A 20,194-nucleotide genomic window follows, 5' to 3' on the forward strand; every position below is an offset into this window, starting at 1 on the left:
TATGACGAGTTACTAAGACTAATTAAATCAAGCAGATAGTCAAGAATTATTTTTTGCATTTAGAGCTTGATTTTTTGTTTTTTCTATTATTTTGGCGTGGCGTTTTGCAATCTTTTTGTTTTAGAAGTCTTTAAAGTGATATGTCTTATGCAACATGGCCTATAATAAAACCATGACTTCTTTGCGTTTAGCTTTAGCTCAAATTGACACTTGCGTTGGAAACATAAGCAAAAATACGGATGAAATATTGCGATTTTGCAAAGACGCACGTAAGGGAAATGCGGATATTGTTGTGTTTCCAGAGATGACACTAACTGGGTACCCAATCGAAGATCTTGCTTTGCGTGCAACTTTTAGAAAAGCAGCTAATAATGCCGCTTATAGTCTTGCAAAAAGCTTGGAAGATAGCGGTTTGGGTGATTTATTTGTTGTTGTTGGAACAGTTGGAGTAGATAGCGAATCTGGAAAGCCAAGGAATCGCCTGCTTGTTATTAACAATGGCAAAGTGGCACTTGTTTACGACAAGCATTTCTTGCCAAATTATGGCGTTTTTGACGAATTTAGAATCTTTTCTTCTGGAGATGATTGCGGAATTCTAAACGTTAAAGGTGCAAAATTAGGATTTGCTATTTGCGAAGACATTTGGCAAGATGGCGGCCCAGTTGCGCGTTTTGCTAAAGAGGGGATTGATGTTTTAGTAACAATCAACGGTTCTCCATACGAAGAAGGTAAAACGGATATTCGCTTAAAACTTGCGCAAAAGCGAGCTAAAGAGGTTAATGCTCCGCTTGTTTACGTAAATCAGGTTGGTGCTCAAGACGATCTTGTTTTTGATGGCGGCAGTTTTGTAGTAAACGCAGACGGGTCTTTGATTGAGCGTTCTAAAATGTTTGATCAAGACTTAAGTTTTGTTGATTTTGATACGTCTTTAAAAACGCAAAAATGCTCAACGATTGCTCAAAAATTAGACCCAGACGAAGAAGTTTATTGCGCATGCGTTTTAGGATTAAGGGATTACATGCGCAAAAATGGCTTTAAGGGTGTTTGCTTAGGGCTTTCTGGCGGAATCGACTCTGCGCTAGTTGCAACTATGGCGGCGGATGCTTGCGGAGGGCAAAACGTTTGGGGCGTTTCAATGCCAAGCATGTATTCTTCGCTTGGTTCTAAAGACGATGCTTGCGATTTAGCTAATCGCCTTGGTGCGCATTACGATATTCAGCCTATTGAGCCGCTTTTTAAGTCGTTCCAGAATCAGCTTGATTTACAAGGCGTTGCTGCCGAAAATTTGCAGGCACGCGTTAGAGGCGTGATTGTTATGGCGTACTCCAATTCAAAAGGTTTGCTGGCGTTAGCTACTGGCAATAAGTCGGAGCTTGCATGCGGTTACTCTACTATTTATGGAGATGCGGTAGGTGGGTATGCGCCTATTAAAGATTTGTTTAAGACTCGCGTTTGGGCGCTTTCTAGATGGCGTAATCGCGCTGCTAAAAATGGAGTAGGTCTTGGAATGTTGCATATTGCTGGGAGTGAAGATTTTCCTAAAGACAATAATCCTAAAGAAAATGCTCCAAAAGATGGCATTCTTATACCTGTAAACTCTATTGTTAAGCCTCCTAGCGCAGAGCTTAGGCCTGGGCAAAAAGACTCGGATTCTTTGCCAGAATACGACTTGTTAGATAAAGTGCTAGCGGCTCATATTGAGCTTGCTCACGGGCGAGCGGATTTGCTTGCAGATGGTTTTGATGAGCGCACGGTTGATACTGTTATTGGGCTTGTAGACCGCGCGGAATGGAAGCGTAGGCAGTATCCGCTCGGGCCAAAAGTTAGTGCGATTGCGTTTGGTAGGGATAGGCGAATACCAGTAACAACGGCGTTTAGGGAGTAGACGAAAGGAATAGGCGAAGGCTGGGAGCGGATTAGTGGGCTCAATAAAAGTCGCAAGCAGCCGTTGACTTTCTACGCGTTGTATATGTGCTAGTTTGAGGATTCAAACTAGCATTTTTTATTAAAAATAAGCTAAAAAACAGTAAAATGTGAGGTAACTCACGTTAAAAATGCCAAAAATCGACGTGTACTGTTTAAACATTGCTCTAACATAGTAGAGAAGGCGACGTGAAGAAGCGTCGTGGATACGAAAGGAGTCAAATATGGCATCAGTGGATGCATCCGTTCTCAGCGAAGAGGATCTTCGTGCAAAAGCGTGGGATGGATTTACAAGCGGCAATTGGGAAAAAGATATTGACGTTCGTGACTTTATCCTAAAGAATTACACCCCATACGAGGGCGACGAGACGTTCTTGGCAAACGCCACCGAAAAAACGAAGCATATGTGGAAGTACCTCGACGACAACTACTTGGCAGTCGAGCGTGAACGCCGCGTATACGACGTTGAAACCCATATTCCAGCAGGCATTGACGCAATGCCAGCAGGCTACATTGAAAGCCCAGAAGTAGATAACGTAATCGTTGGTCTTCAAACCGACGAACCTTGCAAGCGCGCTATGATGCCAAACGGCGGTTGGCGAATGGTTGAGCAGGCCATTAAGGAAGCTGGCAAGGAAGTTGACCCAGAAATCAAGAAGATTTTCACCGTTTATCGCAAGACTCATAACGATGGCGTGTTTGGTGTTTACACCAAGAATATTAAGATTGCTCGCCACAACAAGATTTTGACTGGTTTGCCAGACGCTTATGGCCGTGGTCGTATTATCGGTGATTATCGTCGTGTGGCTCTTTACGGCGTTAACATGCTTATTGAGTTCAAGAAGCGCGATAAGGACTCGATTCCATACCGCAACGACTTTACCGAGACCGAGATTGAGCATTGGATTCGCTTCCGCGAAGAGCACGATGAGCAAATCAAGGCTTTGAAGCAGCTTATTAACTTGGGTAACGAGTACGGCTTGGATTTGAGCCGCCCAGCTCAAACTGCTAAGGAAGCTGTTCAGTGGACTTACATGGGCTATCTTGCTTCTGTTAAGAGCCAGGATGGCGCTGCAATGAGCTTCGGCCGTGTTTCCGCATTCTTCGATTGCTACTTTGAGCGCGATTTGAAGGCTGGATTAATCAACGAAACCGACGCTCAGGAAATCATTGATGCTTTGGTTATGAAGCTTCGTATTGTGCGCTTCTTGCGTACTAAGGATTACGACGCAATCTTCTCCGGAGATCCATACTGGGCAACTTGGTCCGATGCAGGCTTCAGCGATGATGGCCGTACCTTTGTTACTAAGACTTCGTTCCGTTTGCTCAACACTTTGACCCTTGAGCATCTTGGGCCAGGTCCAGAGCCAAACATCACTATTTTCTGGGATCCAAAGCTTCCAGAAGCCTACAAGCGTTTCTGCGCACGAATCTCTATCGACACTTCTGCAATTCAGTACGAGTCCGATAAAGATATTCGTGAGCACTGGGGCGATGACGCTGCTATTGCTTGCTGCGTTTCCCCAATGCGTGTTGGTAAGCAAATGCAGTTCTTTGCTGCACGCGTTAACTCCGCAAAGGCTTTGCTCTACGCGATTAACGGTGGCCGCGACGAAATGACTGGCATGCAGGTTATTGATAAGGGTGTTATTGACCCAATCAAGCCAGAAGCTGATGGAACTCTTGACTACGAGAAGGTTAAGGCCAACTACGAGAAGGCTTTGGAATGGCTTTCCGAAACCTACATTGAGGCTTTGAACATCATCCACTACATGCACGATAAGTATGCGTACGAGTCCATTGAGATGGCTTTGCACGATAGGGAAGTCTATCGTACACTCGGTTGCGGTATGTCTGGCTTGTCTATTGCTGCAGATTCCTTGGCTGCTCTAAAGTATGCAAAGGTTTACCCAATCTACAACAAGGATGCTAAGAATACAGAAGGCCACGAGTACGAGTACATCGAAGGCGCAGACGACGACTTAATCGTTGGTTACAAGACGGTTGGTGAGTTCCCAATCTACGGTAACGATGACGATCGTGCTGATGACTTGGCAAAGTGGGTTGTAAGCACTGTTATGGGTCAGGTAAAGCGTTTGCCTGTGTACCGTAATGCTGTTCCAACTCAGTCCATCTTGACTATTACTTCTAACGTTGAGTACGGCAAGAACACTGGTTCCTTCCCATCTGGCCACAAGAAGGGCACTCCTTACGCTCCAGGTGCAAACCCAGAAAATGGTATGGATTCTCACGGCATGCTTCCATCCATGTTCTCCGTTGGCAAGATTGACTATGACGATGCTCTCGATGGTATCTCTTTGACCAACACCATTACTCCAGACGGTTTGGGTAGAGACGAAGACGAGCGCGTTAACAACCTTGTTGGTATTTTGGACGCTGGCAACGGCCACGGCTTGTACCACGCAAACATCAACGTTTTGCGCAAGGAACAGCTTGAAGACGCTGTTGAGCACCCAGAAAAGTACCCACATCTTACGGTTCGTGTTTCTGGCTACGCAGTGAACTTTGTAAAGCTCACTAAGGAGCAGCAGCTCGACGTTATTTCTCGTACATTCCACCAGGGTTCAGTTACTGACTGATTCTGATTGATTGCGAATGCCGCCGGGAGTGAGAATGGTTTTGCTCCTGGCGGCTTTTAAAATAAAATAGACTTATAGATATATACCAAAGACGGTTATAGGAGGGCATATGATGGCTGAAAACACAGCATTTCGCACTACGACTCAGCACATGTTAAAGGAGTCAAAAGAGTATGCCCGACAAACTTTAATGGGTGGTCTTTCTGGTTTTGAATCTCCAATTGGATTAGACAGAAAAGATCGCTTAGTTGCTCTTAAAACTGGCGATATTGGGTTTGTGCATTCTTGGGATATTAACACTTCTGTTGATGGTCCTGGCACTCGCATGACTGTGTTTATGAGCGGTTGCCCGCTTCGCTGTCAGTATTGCCAGAATCCTGATACTTGGAAAATGCGCGACGGAAAGCCAGTCTACTTAGATGCAATGATTAAAAAAGTAGACCGTTATCAAAGTCTTTTTAAGGCAACAGGCGGCGGAATCACATTTTCTGGCGGAGAATCTATGATGCAACCAGCTTTTGTATCTAGGGTTTTTCGTGCAGCAAAAGAGATGGGCGTGCATACTTGCTTAGATACTTCGGGCTTTTTGAATCGCAATTATACGGACGAAATGATTGACGACATTGATCTTTGCCTTCTTGACGTTAAATCCGGAACTGAAGAAACGTATAAAAAAGTAACTGGTGGCTTGCTTCAGCCAACTATTGACTTTGGTCAGCGATTGGCGAAAGCTGGTAAGAAGATTTGGGTGCGTTTTGTGCTCGTTCCAGGTTTGACCGACAGCGAAGAAAATGTTGAAAAAGTTGCTGAGATTTGCGATTCGTTTGGGGATGCTGTCGAGCATATCGACGTTCTTGGATTCCATCAGCTAGGCCGCCCAAAGTGGCATGAGCTTAGGATTCCGTACCCTCTTGAGAATCAAAAAGGACCTTCTAGAGCACTTAAAGAGCGAGTTGTAAACCAGTTTAAAGACCACGGTTTTGTTGTGTACTAGACTGAACCTCGATGCGTTTTAGGCAATTTTTGCGTATTGTATTGTTTTTTTTTTTAAAGGATTTTGTATAATTATACAAATAACCTTTTTAGAGAAAGGATACGCAATGAAGCGCAGAATAGGTTGTTGGATTGCATTAGCTTTTACATTAGCGTTAGCTATTTTTGTGCGGTGTAACGATCAGTTTGGTTTTGCTACAGCGCTTACTATTTTCGTTATTTTGCCAATAATTTTGTTGCCAATAAACATTGTTGCATCGTTTGATGAGAAACTTCTTATTGAAGTGCCAATAATATCTATTGCGATAACTTTTGTTATAGAACTTGTTACTTTTTCAATATCCAAGTTCTCGGATTTAGGTTTACATGCTGGCTACGTTATCCCAACAGTTTTAGTTTCGGCAGTTGCATTTACTCTTACTAGATTCCTTAAAACTAGGCTTGTTAAGCGCATAACTCAATAAGAATCAAACAATAAAACAGATTGATTATTTAAATGATTATTTAATTTATTACTTATTTTTGATTAGTCGTAGTTGTGTGCGAAAGTTGAAGCCGTGTTACAAGATGCATAATCTTTTAACACGGCTTAAATATATCTTGCGCAATATTCTATAGAATGTTTTACAGATATTTTGCAAAAAATTGCAAAGTAAGATGCAAAAAGCGTAAGAATTTGGCTAAAGCGTACAATCGGGAGGCGTTCTTGAATAAGGAACCAAAGCTTTTAAAAGAGCCTAGAGAAGGAGTTCCAGAAGTCATTGATACGCTTGAAGCATATAAAGAATATTGTAATTTATTAGCAGCAGGGTCGGGGCCTTTGGCTGCAGACGCAGAGCGCGCATCTGGTTTTAGGTATGGTCACGAAGATTGGCTGATTCAGTTTAAACGCAAAGGTGCAGGAATTGGATTGCTGGACCCAATAGCGCTAGGAAAACTTGGCGTTGATTGGCATGAATTTAATGAGGCAGTAGGGGATGCGCCTTGGATTATTCACGATTCTATGCAAGATTTGCCAGGATTTTTCGATATTGGTTTGCGCCCACGTGCTTTATTCGACACAGAAATCGCAGCTAAATTACTTGGCAGAAAGCGCTTTGGCTTAAGCTCTGTAACTGAATATTATTTGGGGTTGACTCTTGCAAAAGAACATTCTGCAGCGGATTGGTCTTATCGCCCACTTCCTAGAGATTGGCGAAATTACGCGGCTTTAGACGTTGAATTGCTAATCGAATTAGAAGAAGTAATGAGCAGCGAGCTAAAAAAGCAAGGCAAGCTTTTATGGGCAAATCAAGAGTTTGCACACTTATTAAGTAAAGGTGCGCAAAAGAAGGCTCCTCACCCAAATCCTTGGCTTAGAATATCTCATATAAGCGTTCTTATGCACGATAAAATCGGTTTAATGATTGCAAAAGAGCTTTGGCAAAAACGAGATGAGCTTGCTCGTCAATACGATATTGCGCCAACTTTATTGCTTTCGGATTCTGCGATTATTGAAGCAGGCAAGCGAAAACCAAGTAATTCTAGGGAGTTTCGCTCTATTCGCATTCTTAACGAACGCGTTAGAATTCACACGGGCGGCGAACAAGACAAGATGTTTGAACGTTATGCTCCGATTCAGCGCAAAATCAAATCAAATGTGTGGAAAGTTGTTATAGAAGACGCTATTAGTCGCGCTAAAAGCGGGGAAGTTGCTATTGTTTCTAAGATTGATGATTCAAGTAGTAAATATGGCAATTACAACGATTCTGGCGATACTGGCGATTTTGGCGACGCACAAGAATCGCAAGCAGCTCCACGATCTATGAAGTATTGGCGTGAGCATCATCCCAAAAGATATGAGCTCTTACAAAATGTAAAACAGTCTTTAATTAAGATTGCAGAAGATACACATACGCCTACGGAAATCATTATTAAACCGCAAATTATTCGCAATCTTTGTTGGCAAGACAATATTGAGCATATTGACGTTAAGGAGTTTCTTGTAGAGCAGGGAGCAAGAACGTGGCAAAGCGATTTAATTGCTGAGTCCGTAACTCGCGCTATTATGTAACGGTTGTGCCATATGGCAGAAGCTAGAAAACGTAATTTCAGGAGCGCAAGCGTGAAAATCAGCGTCAGGAATCTTGAGCCAACTAAGGTTAAGCTCACCATTACCGCAGATCTCGAAGATTTTGAGCCATTTTTGGATGAGGCTCGTAAAGAGATTGCAAAGCAAATCAACGTGCCAGGTTTCCGTAAGGGACACGTACCAGGCAAGATTGTAGAACAGCGAGTTGGCTTCGGAGCTGTTGCCGGTGAAGCTGTAAATTCTGCTGTTCCAGAGCTTTATTCTAAGGCTTTGGAAGAAAAGAAGATTCGCCCAATGGATCAGCCAGAATTTGATGTTCAGGAAGTTCCAGAATCTGCTAAAGACGAAGTTAAGCTTAAGTTTGTCGCAACTGTTGAGCGTCGCCCAGAGTTTAAGCTTAACAAGTTCAAGGGTGTAGAAATCGAAGTAGAGAAGCCAGAAGTTAAAGACAGCGATGTTAAGGCTCGTCTTGAGGCTTTGCGCGCACGTTTTGGCACTCTTGTTGGTGTTGATCGCCCAGCTAAGAAGGGTGATTTTGCAAACATCGATTTGGAAGCTAAGATTAACGACGAAGTTGCCGATTCGCAAAATGGCGTAAGCTACGAGCTTGGCTCCAACACTATGCTTGATGGTTTGGATGAGGCTTTGGAAGGTCTTTCCGCTGGAGAAGAAACCACTTTTGAAGGCACTCTCGAAGCTGGAAAGAACCAGGGCAAGAAGGCTCAGGTTAAGGTAAAGGTTAACTCCGTTAAGGCTCAGGAATTGCCAAAGCTTGACGATGAGTTTGCTAAGGAAGCATCTGAGTTCGACACTCTAAAGGAGCTTAAGGAAGACGTTCGTAAGTCTTTGGAGCAGGCAAATGAAGGCCGTCAGGCAACTCTTGCTCGCGATGCTTTTATTGCTAAGATTCAAGAAGAAGTTGAAATTCCTGTGCCAAAGGGTGTTAAAGATAAGGCTGTTGCTGAGCACCTTAAGGGCATGACTCCAGACCCAGAAAAGGCCACTAAGAAGCAAAAGGAAGAGGCTGAAAAGGCTGCAGAAAAGGAGCTTCGTGACCAAATGGTTCTCGACGCTTTGGCAGAAAGCCTCGATGTTTCTGTTTCTCAAGCAGACGTTACCAACTTCTTGGTTTCCGTTGCTCAGCAGTACGGCATGGATCCAAGCCAGTTTATTAACGCTATTGTTCGCAATGGTCAGCTTGGTTCTGCTGTTCAAGAAGTTGCTCGCTCTAAGGGCTTGCTTGCTGGCATGCGTGCTGTAAAGTTCGTTGCTGGCGGAGAAGCTCTTGATTTGAGTGCTTTCTTGTCGGAAGATGAAGAGCCAGAAGATGAAAGCGTTAAGGCTGCTTCTGCTGCTGCAGCTGTTGCCGATGAGCTTTCTGCTGAAAAGTAGTTAGAGTCTTCTAAATTAGAATCTTCTAATAATCTTGTTATTTAAGACCTGGCGGAATTTTTTCTGCCGGGTCTTACTTATATAAGAATTGCGAGACGTTATGGATGATAGTAGTGCTAAAACTAAGCATGAATCTTGTTGCAGATTTGGCAAATTCGGCAAATCTTGCAAATTATTTAGTTTTGCAATTCTAGTAGCGCGTTTTGTTACGTCTTCTGTTGCTCTTGGCGTTCTTGTTGGCTTAGGAGCAACAGTTCTTACGCTTATTTTTTACGCTGTACAATACCTTGCTTTTGGCTCAATTGAATCTGCTAAAAATACTGTATTTTTAGGGCTTCCTTGGTATCGATACGTGCTACCTGGCACAATTGCTATGACTATTGCTGCAATATCTTGGTATTTTTTGCGAAAGAAGGAGAATCCTCCTCGAATCGTTACTATTCCACAAGCCGTTAGTGGCAGTAGAATGCCAATTTTTTCTACTATTGCACATGTTTTATTGCAAATCGGCATTGTTGGTTCTGGAATTTCAATCGGCAGGGAAGTAGCTCCGCGAGAATTAGCTGCAATGCTTGCTCAACGCTACAGCAGTATTTTTAATGTGTCTGCTAAAACTCAGCGCATACTTGTTGCCTCTGCTGCAGGTGCTGGCTTGGCTGCAGTGTACCACGCGCCTTTAGCTGGCACCGTGCTTTCTTTAGGTTTGCTTAGTAAAACTCAAGGTTTTGGTTTTTATGCGTGGCTAAATCGCGAAAATGGCTCTGTAATAGTTAATGCGCTTAAAAATATTGCGCGCTCGGAGCGTTTGCATTGCTTGCCTTTTGCTCTTGTTATGAATTATGTTGCTGCGTTTGTTGTTGAATTTTTATTGCATCATTCTAGATACTACAATATTTCGCAATTTTCTTGCGTGATTTCTTGGCAAATCTGCGTTTTTGCTGTTGTTGTTGGTGCCGTGTGCGGCTTAGTTGGTTACGTTTTTCGCTTGGGAATTATTTGGTGTAGAACTCATGCTTTGCGTGGCATACAAATGCTGTGTTTTATGCCTGTAGCTGGCTTAGTTATTGGTGTTTCAGCTTGTTGGTTTCCGCATATTTTGGGAAACGGTAGGTCGCTTTCTCAACTTGCCTTTTCTGTAGCTAGCTTTCCGTATTTGGCAGAAAACTCGCATATTGTGACTATTTTGTTGCTTCTTGCAGTAATAAAAATGCTTATGACTGTGCTGGTTTTACGTTACGGTGCCTCTGGAGGAGTGTTGCAACCGAGTATTTCAACTGGTGCTTGCTTTGGTGTGATTTTATACTCTATTTTTTCAACGTCTGGTTTTTTGCAAGTTTTTGACATTTCGCAAGTTTCTGCAATTTCTGTATCTATTATTGGCGCTGCTTCTTTACTTGCGTCTTCTAGAAAAGCTCCGATTATGGCGTGGCTTTTAGTTGCGGAATTAGTAAACGCACCGTTTGCGTTACTTTGTCTTATGCTATTGGCGGTGATTGTGTCTAATTGCGTGTCTAATTGCGTGTCTAGTTGTGTGTCTAATTTCGTTGAGCGTTTTACTTTGCATTCTTGTTCTGCGGTCACGCGCACACGATAGTCTAGATATATTCAAATATTTGTAAGGAGATAAGGTGACTGAGCTGTTTACGGCTTCTCCCGTTATGCAAGAAGGGGAGCCACAAAATCCAACGGATTCGATTTTTAATCAACTCTTAAAGGATCGTATTATTTGGCTTGGCTCTGAAGTCAAGGATGAAAATGCCAATATTATTTGCGCTCAGATGCTTATGCTAGCTGCGCAAGACCCTAAGAAAGATATTTGGCTTTATATTAATTCGCCAGGTGGTTCTATTACCGCTGGAATGGCCATTTACGACACTATGCAGCTTATTGAGCCAGATGTGGCTACGATTGCTGTTGGCATGGCCGCTTCTATGGGTCAGTTCTTGCTGAGTTCTGGTACCCCTGGTAAGCGTTTTATTACGTCTCACGCTCGCGTGCTAATGCATCAGCCTTCTGGCGGAGTTGGTGGCACTGCTACCGATGTGCGTATTAATGCCGAACTTATTATGGACATGAAGAAAACTCTCGCTGAACTCACGGCTCAGCAGACTGGTCATACTGTTGAAGAGATTTACAGAGACAACGAGTACGATCATTGGTTTACCGCTCAGCAGGCTTTGGAGTATGGCTTTGTAGATAAGATTGTTACCACTCCAGCTTCTATGCGTGGGGAGGAGTGATTTTAATGGCAAGTGAAGAAGCAAAGTTTGTTGCTCGCGCTAAGCGTTTGGGTGGATTTGGTCAGACCAGTGGTGTGTTTACGAATCGTTATGTTTTGCCACAATTTGGTGAGCAAACGCCATACGGTATGAAAACTCAAGATCCATACACTAAGCTTTTTGAAGACCGCATTATTTTTATGGGTGTTCAGGTAGATGACACTTCTGCGGACGACATTATGGCTCAGCTTTTGGTTCTAGAAAGCATGGACCCAAACAGAGATGTAATGATGTACATTAACTCTCCTGGCGGCTCTATGACGGCTATGACGGCCATTTACGATACCATGCAATACATTAAGCCAGATGTTCAAACGGTGTGCTTGGGTCAAGCTGCTTCGGCTGCTGCGATTTTACTTGCTGCTGGTGCTGCTGGTAAGCGCATGATTTTGCCAAATGCTCGTGTGCTTATTCATCAGCCTGCAATGGGTCAGGATTTTGGCAAGGCCACAGAGATAGAGCTTCAAGCTAAGGAAATGCTGCGTTTGCGCGAATGGTTAGAGGCCACTCTTGCAAAGCACACTGGCCAAAGTGTTGAGCGCATTCGTAAAGATATTGAGGTAGACACTATTCTTACTGCTCCTCAAGCTAAAGAATACGGAATGGTAGACGAGGTTCTTGAGCATAGAGCTTAAGTAGTTTTTGCTTTTTGCTGTAGACTTTAGATTCTTATGTTTTAGCTTCTTATGTTTTAGATTCAAACCCTGGCGCTGGCGACACGCCAGGGTTTGTGTTTTTGTAAAGATGGTTGTATATTAGTCAAGTTGCCAAAAACAACGGAAAGTTAAAGTTCCAAGTTTTTGGAGAACATGCGCCAGTAGCCCAACGGATTAGAGCATCTGACTACGGATCAGAAGGTTGCAGGTTCGAATCCTGTCTGGCGCACGATATACGCGGTTTTTGCCGCGTTTTTTTTTTATGCTGCTTAATAACAGAGAGTTTTCCTTGGTATTTCAACGAAAACTCGGTTTTTTTAGACACACTTCTTTGCTGATTACCCATAACGGGTACTATCCTGCCTGTTTTCATATTACTCGGTGTTTTCAACCGCCCTATGAAATTTCTTGAAAAATTTTTGTCGATAGGCAAAACTCCTTTCAGCGAAATCTCTCATTTTTGAAATTGGCAATAAAAATGCGCCCTCGATTTTTTGAAAAACGAGAGCGCAGCACTTGTGCAACTATTCGATTGTGATTGAGGACGGAGGGTTAAGCCGTCGCTTATTCAAGTTGAAAATATTTTCTGAACATTTTTCCAAACCTCCTTATTTTGTTCGTATGAGCGAGTACAATATGCAGCGATATTTTATAAACAGACGAAGCCTATGTCTGCGTAAAAGCAGTTTGTTCCGCTAATCCCCTAGTCAATATAAAAGTGTGTTTTTGAAAGGTTAGCGGTACGCGGAATAATTGGGAGGGGTACGATGAAATATTTATCCGTTGCGGAGACCGCTGAGAAATGGGGCATCTGCCAACGGCGCATACAGACCTTGCTCAACGAAAAACGTATTGAGAGTGCGACGCGGATTGGTCGTACCTGGGCAATTCCCGACGATGCACAAAAGCCCGCCGATGCAAGAATTAAAAGCGGCAAGTATATCAAGACCTCTGAAAAACCAAAAGAGTCGCAGGAGAAATAGCCGCGACTCTAATTCGATATGATGATACCAATTTATCCGCAAGTGTGCCAATGTCCGCACTACCCCCCTGGTTACAACTCGCCCCAGATGGTATGTACGACGGACAACAAAAGCCGGTGCCGATGCGTTTACCAATGTGTGAATTGCTGCGCCAATAGAAAAAATAGGAGGCACAAACACGATGAGCACCAACATCTCAAAACAAAAGCGTGATGACCTGATTGCAAAAATCGGTCAGATACGCACTTTCATATCTGCCGCCCCGCAGGACGAAAACACGGGCAATCTGCTGACCTACCTTTCCGAGTTGGAGAAAGATGTTAATGGTAAAAAGTATGGTCTTGTGTTTGAAGAACACCGCGAGGAAATTGACGATGTGCTGGATACGCATACGCCTGTGCTGACCGAGGACAAAAGCCTTTTCATCGACAACGGCGGTCAAATGAATTTTCTCATTGAGGGGGATAATCTCGCTTCTTTGAAACTATTGGAGAAAACGCACAAGGGCAAGATTGACCTTATCTACATAGATCCACCTTATAACACCGGAAACCAAGATTTTATTTATGATGACACGTATCTTTCAGCTACCGATGGATACCAACATAGTAAGTGGATTTCGTTTATTACTGAAAGACTTAAAATTGCGAAAAAGTTTCTTGCGCAAGATGGTGTTATTGCAATTAGTATTGGATACCAAGAGGTACATAACCTCATGTTGATGTGCCAAGAAATGTTCTACGAAAAGAATGTTACTTGCGTAACGGTTCAAACATCGGGTGGAAAGCCAAACGGTGGTTTTAATATTACATACGAATTTATTGTATTTATTACCCCAAATGATTTTTCTCCCAATGCGAGCGAATCTGCAATGAACGAATATGCGTCACCTTACCACGGAATGAATTTAGCGACATTCGACCAAGTACAGAGACCGGGACAAGCCTATCCGATATTTGTTGATAAGGATGGAGTTTTTTTAGGATGCGGAAAATCCCTTGCCGAAAGGGTAAAGGCAGGAGAATATAACGGCGAATTGCAAGATTTCATATATGACTATTCGGAGGCGCCTGAAGGCGCGTATGCTATTTGGCCTGTTACACGAAAAGGTGTGCCTTGTGTATGGCGTTTAATTCCGTCCCGTCTTGCGAAAGATTGGGAAAAAGGTTACATCAAAATTGTACCTCAAAATCCTGGCAAGACAAAAAATTTATTTACAGTTCAGTATCTTTCCGATGGTGTAATTAAAAAAATCAAAAGTGGTGAATTGGAAACACATAGATTATCCGAGGATAGCCGTATTCCTACTGTCAATGTTGATAATTATCGAACTGCTGGAACAACTATTCAATCTATTTGGACGGAAAAAGCCTTTTATACTACTAACGGTGGCAATGAAATGGCTGATATTCTTGGTAGTAAAAAAGCATTTTCCTACCCAAAACCGCTTGACCTTGTATCAGAGGTAGTGCAACGCATATCCAAAGAAAATTCAACCATTCTTGATTTTTTTGCTGGCAGCGGCACAACGGGACATGCCGTTATGAAGCTGAATGACGAAGATGGCGGAAACCGTCGTTTCATCCTATGCACCAACAATGAAAACAACATATGCCGTGATGTGACCTACGAGCGTATCAAGCGCGTTATCGACAAAGAGGGGTACGCCGCGAGCCTGAAATATTACAAGGTGGATTACATTCCCATCTCAGAACGTCTTTATTATGAGTATGCGGACGAGCTGCTCTGTCATATCCGCGAATTGGTGGAGCTTGAAAACGGCATCAATTTTGTCGGCAACGCGGAAATTGCAATTGTGCTGACCGAAGAAGAACTTGCCGTTTTTATGGCAAATATTGATGCTTACAGTAAATGCCGCAAGCTGTATATGGGACACGACCTCTTACCCGACGAGGAACAGGAAAAGTCCCTTGTCGAACACGACATAGAGATAAATATTATTCCCGATTACTATTATCGGGAGTTGCAGGAGGTGTAAATGATGGAACTAAAAATGTTTCAAAAAACGGCTGTAAAGTGTTTGTTTGAGGCGATGGATACCTCTGCCAGGGACATCATCTTAAAAAGTCCCACGGGCAGCGGAAAGACCATCATTCTCACCTACTTTATGCACCAATACACGCAGAGCTATCCGAAAACCGTGTTTGTGTGGCTCACACCAGGCAAGGGTAACCTTGAAGAACAGAGCAAGGCGAAAATGGACAAGTATATCCACGCCGCGCAAACCAAGCTTCTTGCCGATGTGATGGCGGCGGGATTTGAGGAAAACGATTGCTGTTTCATCAACTGGGAGAAGCTGACGAAAAAAGGCAATAACGCCCTCAAAGACAGCGAACGCACCAATTTCATTGAGCATATCGAACATGCTTTGAATGACGGCTTGCGCTTTGTGGTTATCGTGGACGAGAGCCATCAGAATAACACGGTCAAAGCGGATGAGATTATTCAGTATTTCCATACGAATAAAATTATCCGTTGCTCTGCTACGCCGAAGGGCATAAAAAATGCGGAGATTATTGAAATCCCCGAAGAAGATGTAATTGCAGAAGGTCTGATAAAGAAAATGCTCATTATCAATGAAGATTTTCCGCAGAGCATAGAAACCACCGACCAGAACGCCTATCTGCTTGAAATGGCACTTGCCAAGCAGCGCGCGCTACGTTCCGCTTTCCTTGCGGCAGATAAAGACATCAATCCGCTGATTGTGGTGCAAATACCGAATAAGTCCGAGAAAATGCAGGATGATATTGAGCGTTATTTTGACACACAAGGTATCACCTATGAAAATCAGCAGTTGGCGGTGTGGCTCTCCGATATGCACGAAAACCTGGAGGGCATCGACGAGCCGAACGCAAATTCCGTTGCTGTTATCATCAAGCAAGCCGTCGCTACGGGTTGGGACTGTCCGAGAGCCTATATTCTGGTGAAGCTCCGCGACAACATGGACGAAACCTTTGAAATACAGACTATCGGACGTATCCGCCGTATGCCCGAAGCGCATCACTACGGAAGCGATTTGCTGGATAGCTGTTACCTCTATACCTTTGACGAAAAGTTTACGCAGGGTGTGAAAATGAGCCTGGGCAAGGGCGCGTTGGAGGCGGCTACGCTGTTTCTCAAAAACGAATACAAAGAAATCACGCTGACCAGTGAACAGCGGACGATGGTTACGAATACCCGCAATCCGCAGACTGCGCTGCTTGCTGTTGCCAAATACTTTGAGAAAGAGTTTAAGACGGGCGGCAATAAAGCGGAAAATCTGACGCGCTTACAGACGGCGGGCTTCGTGTTTGTAGACGGCATTTTGCGCCATACATATTCGGGCGAAACAGCAACCCTCGATTTCAATGCCTGTGATATGAACACCGTAACCATTGAGGAAAAGCTGAACACCCACCAACACGGACACTTGTATCACAACTGTATCGGTAGAATCGGTATGGAAATTGGTATGGAATATAATTATATGAATACCATTATCCGCAAGCTGTTTGATAAGAATTTCAAGTATGCGCGTAAAATTCTTACTTTAGAGCCAAGAGAGGTTTACATCTTTGTCATTAACAATGCAGACCGTTTGAAGCACATCGTGCGCGAAGCAATGGCGGCGGAGTTGGCGCAGCTTCAGTTGGATATAAAGACGGTATCTAAAGTGCAGTTCCGTATTCCGCAGAGTTGTCTGTTTACCTATGACGGAACGGCGAAAACACAGGTGGAAATGAAAAAGAACGTGTATAGCGGCTATCTTTCCTCTGCCGAGGTTCGTTCTTCTTCGGAGCGCAAGTTTGAAAAATACTGCGAACACGATGACAGTGTGGATTGGATATATAAGAACGGCGACAAGGGTAACGAATACCTTTCCATCGTTTACGCTGATAACTCCGAAAAGCAGAAGAATTTCTATCCCGACTACATTATTTCCGTTCGCGGTAAGATTTGGATTATCGAAACCAAGGGCGGTTTTGATCGTTCCGGCAACAGCCAGGATATTGATATTTTCACGCCGAAGAAGTTTAAGGTGCTGAAAGATTATCTTGAACGCTATGAGCTGAACGGAGGCATCGTACGCTACGATGAAAAGAGCGAGGAATTGTGTATCTGTATGGATACCTATTCCGATGACATCGGCAGTGACAGTTGGAAAATTCTATCTGATGTTTTAATGTAAGAAAAGAGGTATTTGGGGTGAAGGTAATAGAGCATCGACAAGTAAATACAAATGGAACAGCTAAAGTGCAGTTTTTGCGTATTGACCCCGAAGATTTATCTGCAACTTTGTCAGATATTTTGACCGCTTTAATGAATTTGTCGTGGCTTAGCAAATTCGATGAAGATTACGAAATTGCAGCCTTTGCCTCAAGAGCCAATAAAACTATAAAGGTCATTAAGGAGAAATTCTCTAAATCCATAGACGATAAAATTTCCAAGGATGCCGGCGAGTATGTTGTATCCGAATTAGCGAGAGAGGCAATCGTAAACGAACTTCATTACTTGGATATACCTTTGTCAGAGTTACTTGGAAAGAAAAAGTCCGGAAATCCGGGATTCGATTTTCATAGCCAAAATATTTATACAAATACAGTCATATTTGGTGAATCAAAGTATGTTGCGACAACAACTGCGTATTCCAGTGCTTTGCCACAGATGGTAGATTTCATTAAAAAGGGTAAGGACATTGAAGATTTGCCCGAATTAAAACCTTTTTGTTCAGACGCAGCACTTAATAGAGCTTATAGCGGAAGCAAGGGTTTTGCTGCGGCTTTTTCTGCCAAAAGTACAAAATCGGATAGTATTATCAATAACATTATGGGTCGTTCAGATTTCCAATCACTACTTTTATTTGAGGAAGTATTATTAGTGGCAGTGAATCTATGAATAGTATTTTAGAAAATGGGAAGTTGATAAGTCGAATTAAAGACGGGGTAAATTTGCCCGAAATAGCAAGCTATGCTCTTGAATGCTTATATCGAGATGGACCAGTAGATACAGTGGTTCTTGAAATTGTTTCGTATCTAAAAATATTTCAACCTGCATTCTTTGCTACCATTGAAAATGACGTGATAGAAATAATGGGGTTGTTCTATAAATCGCCCACACCAGAAACACTTCAAGGTGTAGTGTTTGATATATATTCTCAACAAATCAAAGAACGCTGGGGTAATAATTATACTCCAATGCAGGCGGATATTCTAAAACAAATCAACTCAAAGCAATGTTTCAGCTTTTCTGCTCCGACAAGTACGGGAAAGTCGTTTGTGTTCCGCAATGTGATTATGAAATCGCAAAGAGATATTGTTGTAGTTGTTCCTTCGAGAGCACTAATAAACGAATATCATGACCGTGTATGCAGCACCTTAGATGTCAAAGAAGTGAATGTCTTAACATTTGTTGAGCGCATCAATACTAAGCATGCAAAAAGAAATGTGTTTATTCTTACTCCTGAGCGTGCTCGCGAATTGTTTAAGAACAAGTCTTGGCTGGATGTTGAATACATACTTTTTGATGAAGCCCAGTTAAGTGATGAAAAATCAACACGGGGAATATACTTTGACGGTATCGTTCGACGTGCATTGAAAGTTTTTCCAAATGCGAAATTTATATTTGCCCATCCTTTTATATCAAACCCGCAGGCACAGTTAAAAAAGAATAATATTGGGCTGGATGAATCAACATTTTCGAGACAGTACAAGCAAAAAAATGTTGGACAGATATTTTATACTCATAATCCTAATTCGGGAGAATTTTGTCATTTCGGAACAAACAATAGAATATTTGGGGAACGTAAAATATTATCTTCTTATGATCCCATTGAACAGTCGCTAAGGAATGGCGGTAGCGTTCTGATATACGCTGCGAAAACACAGATTCTTAACAAAAAAATATTTCAACGCTTCAATAAATATTTTGAGTTCTGCCCCACAATTACAAATCCAGAGGCATTAGAGCTAATCGAAAGTCTCCGTGAATACATTGGAGCATCAAAAAACGATGTGAATTACTATAATTCCGACATGATTGATAACCTCATGCGCGGAATTGTATCCCATCATGGCTCAATCCCTCTTACTGCTAGACTCATTCTTGAGCATTTTACTCAAAGAGGGTTCTGCAAATTATGTTTTGCTACCTCCACATTGGAGCAGGGGATAAATATGCCCTTTGATGTAGTTTATATCGACAGATTTGAGTCCTCAAAATCTTTGTCTGTAAAAAATCTTATTGGTCGTGCAGGGCGCTCGACCACGAGTAAGCAATTTGACATAGGTAGCGTCATAGTTCACACCTCTGCTATGACATCATTGCGTAAAACACTTCTAAAAAACGAACCTATTTCAGAGATATCTCATTTGGATATTAAAAATGACCAAATTGATGAAACCTACCAGGAGTTTAAGGACGCAATTGTTAATGAGACATTTAATGATGAGTATAATCTGACCGAAAAAGATGTTGAAAAAATTAAAGCGGAAGAAATCAAATTAGTGATACCAACATTGTTAGATATACTGTTTATTGATGAAAACATTATTACTACCGAAGAAATTACTCCAGAGGTCAAAGACCTGTTTCATAAACTTTACGAGTCCTATCTCGGACGTCCTTTAGTTGAATCAGAGAAAAATGTACTGAATGAAGCAATTAGAATCATACTCTGGAAAGTGACCGGCAGAACTTTTAGAAATATTTGTCAGATTAGATACGCACGAGTTGCACAAGTGAATGAACGCAGGAAACATCCTGAACGTATTGAATCTATATACGCCAAATATATGGTTGGCTATAATGAAATACCCAATAAGAATCTGTCCAATTACCCTAAAATACCAAATACAATCCTTGCAAAAAATGTGGATTACGATACGGTTGTATTTGATACTTATGATTTTTTGGATAAAATGATTGGCTTCAAGTTGAGTGACATTTACTATGCAGTTTTTCATGAATACTATTTGGATACAAATGATGAGCGCTCCCAGAAAATGGCGAATTATATTAAGTTCGGAACAGCTGATGCAACAGAGATTTGGATGCTAAAATATGGATTTGACTTTGAAGATATTGAGTGGCTGAAGCCATATGTAAAATCCATTGGGGAAGAAGAAATTTGCTTTCATAGTTCTATTGCAGAACTGAATAATGAGCAGAAAAGACTTATAGAAAAGTTTCTCTACTAAAAACTTGGCAAAAGCATCAAACCGTTACCAATGCATCAAAATGAGACAATAGGAATGTGGGTAAGTACTCCTTCGGGGTTATATGCCAAAAGCGTGTAAAG

14 protein-coding genes and 1 tRNA gene are annotated in these 20,194 nt (G+C 42.4%); all 15 read left to right on the plus strand.

Going from position 1 to position 20,194, the window contains the following annotated elements:
- Positions 1-172 precede the first annotated feature (172 nt).
- The 15 genes from HMPREF3216_RS00165 to HMPREF3216_RS00235 all read left to right on the plus strand — a co-directional run bounded on the left by HMPREF3216_RS00165 (position 173) and on the right by HMPREF3216_RS00235 (position 20,093).
- Entirely contained in the window at positions 173-1,885 is a 1,713-nt protein-coding gene (locus HMPREF3216_RS00165; RefSeq protein ID WP_060786405.1) for an NAD+ synthase, read from the plus strand.
- Positions 1,886-2,147: 262 nt separating this feature from the next.
- Positions 2,148-4,523, plus strand: coding sequence for a formate C-acetyltransferase (pflB, locus tag HMPREF3216_RS00170; RefSeq protein ID WP_060786406.1), 2,376 nt, complete (start codon positions 2,148-2,150; stop codon positions 4,521-4,523).
- Positions 4,524-4,635: 112 nt separating this feature from the next.
- Positions 4,636-5,517: a pyruvate formate-lyase-activating protein gene (pflA, locus tag HMPREF3216_RS00175; protein ID WP_016635604.1), complete on the plus strand. Its 882-nt coding sequence runs from the start codon at positions 4,636-4,638 to the stop codon at positions 5,515-5,517.
- 106 nt (positions 5,518-5,623) lie between these two features.
- The gene (locus tag HMPREF3216_RS00180) at positions 5,624-5,980 is read left to right on the plus strand and encodes a hypothetical protein (protein WP_060786407.1); all 357 of its coding nucleotides are present in this window, start codon (positions 5,624-5,626) and stop codon (positions 5,978-5,980) included.
- A gap of 242 nt (positions 5,981-6,222) precedes the next feature.
- Positions 6,223-7,569, plus strand: a complete 1,347-nt coding sequence (locus tag HMPREF3216_RS00185) for an HRDC domain-containing protein (protein WP_060786431.1) — start codon at positions 6,223-6,225, stop codon at positions 7,567-7,569.
- A 51-nt stretch (positions 7,570-7,620) separates the two neighbouring features.
- Entirely contained in the window at positions 7,621-8,979 is a 1,359-nt protein-coding gene (gene tig / locus HMPREF3216_RS00190) for a trigger factor (protein WP_060786432.1), read from the plus strand.
- Positions 8,980-9,079: 100 nt separating this feature from the next.
- The gene (locus HMPREF3216_RS00195) at positions 9,080-10,573 is read left to right on the plus strand and encodes a chloride channel protein (RefSeq protein WP_060786408.1); all 1,494 of its coding nucleotides are present in this window, start codon (positions 9,080-9,082) and stop codon (positions 10,571-10,573) included.
- Positions 10,574-10,607: 34 nt separating this feature from the next.
- A complete protein-coding gene (locus HMPREF3216_RS00200; RefSeq protein WP_032816729.1) occupies positions 10,608-11,219 on the plus strand; it encodes an ATP-dependent Clp protease proteolytic subunit in 612 nt (203 codons plus the stop codon).
- A 5-nt stretch (positions 11,220-11,224) separates the two neighbouring features.
- Entirely contained in the window at positions 11,225-11,893 is a 669-nt protein-coding gene (locus tag HMPREF3216_RS00205) for an ATP-dependent Clp protease proteolytic subunit (protein WP_060786409.1), read from the plus strand.
- A gap of 176 nt (positions 11,894-12,069) precedes the next feature.
- A tRNA-Arg gene (locus tag HMPREF3216_RS00210) sits at positions 12,070-12,143 on the plus strand.
- Positions 12,144-12,681: 538 nt separating this feature from the next.
- Positions 12,682-12,897, plus strand: coding sequence for a helix-turn-helix domain-containing protein (locus HMPREF3216_RS00215; protein WP_060786410.1), 216 nt, complete (start codon positions 12,682-12,684; stop codon positions 12,895-12,897).
- Between the two features lie 181 nt (positions 12,898-13,078).
- Positions 13,079-14,896 (plus strand): site-specific DNA-methyltransferase, encoded by a 1,818-nt coding sequence (locus tag HMPREF3216_RS00220; RefSeq protein ID WP_060786411.1) that lies wholly within the window; start codon positions 13,079-13,081, stop codon positions 14,894-14,896.
- Complete coding sequence (locus tag HMPREF3216_RS00225) at positions 14,897-17,086, plus strand: DEAD/DEAH box helicase (protein WP_060786412.1); 2,190 nt, start codon at positions 14,897-14,899, stop codon at positions 17,084-17,086. It begins immediately after the preceding gene.
- Between the two features lie 17 nt (positions 17,087-17,103).
- A complete protein-coding gene (locus HMPREF3216_RS00230; RefSeq protein WP_060786413.1) occupies positions 17,104-17,793 on the plus strand; it encodes a hypothetical protein in 690 nt (229 codons plus the stop codon).
- Entirely contained in the window at positions 17,790-20,093 is a 2,304-nt protein-coding gene (locus HMPREF3216_RS00235; RefSeq protein WP_060786414.1) for a DEAD/DEAH box helicase, read from the plus strand. Before HMPREF3216_RS00230 ends, HMPREF3216_RS00235 begins: the two co-directional genes overlap by 4 nt.
- Positions 20,094-20,194: the final 101 nt, after the last annotated feature.

Origin of the sequence: Gardnerella vaginalis, assembly GCF_001546455.1 — a bacterium.
Classification (GTDB): domain Bacteria; phylum Actinomycetota; class Actinomycetes; order Actinomycetales; family Bifidobacteriaceae; genus Bifidobacterium; species Bifidobacterium vaginale_B.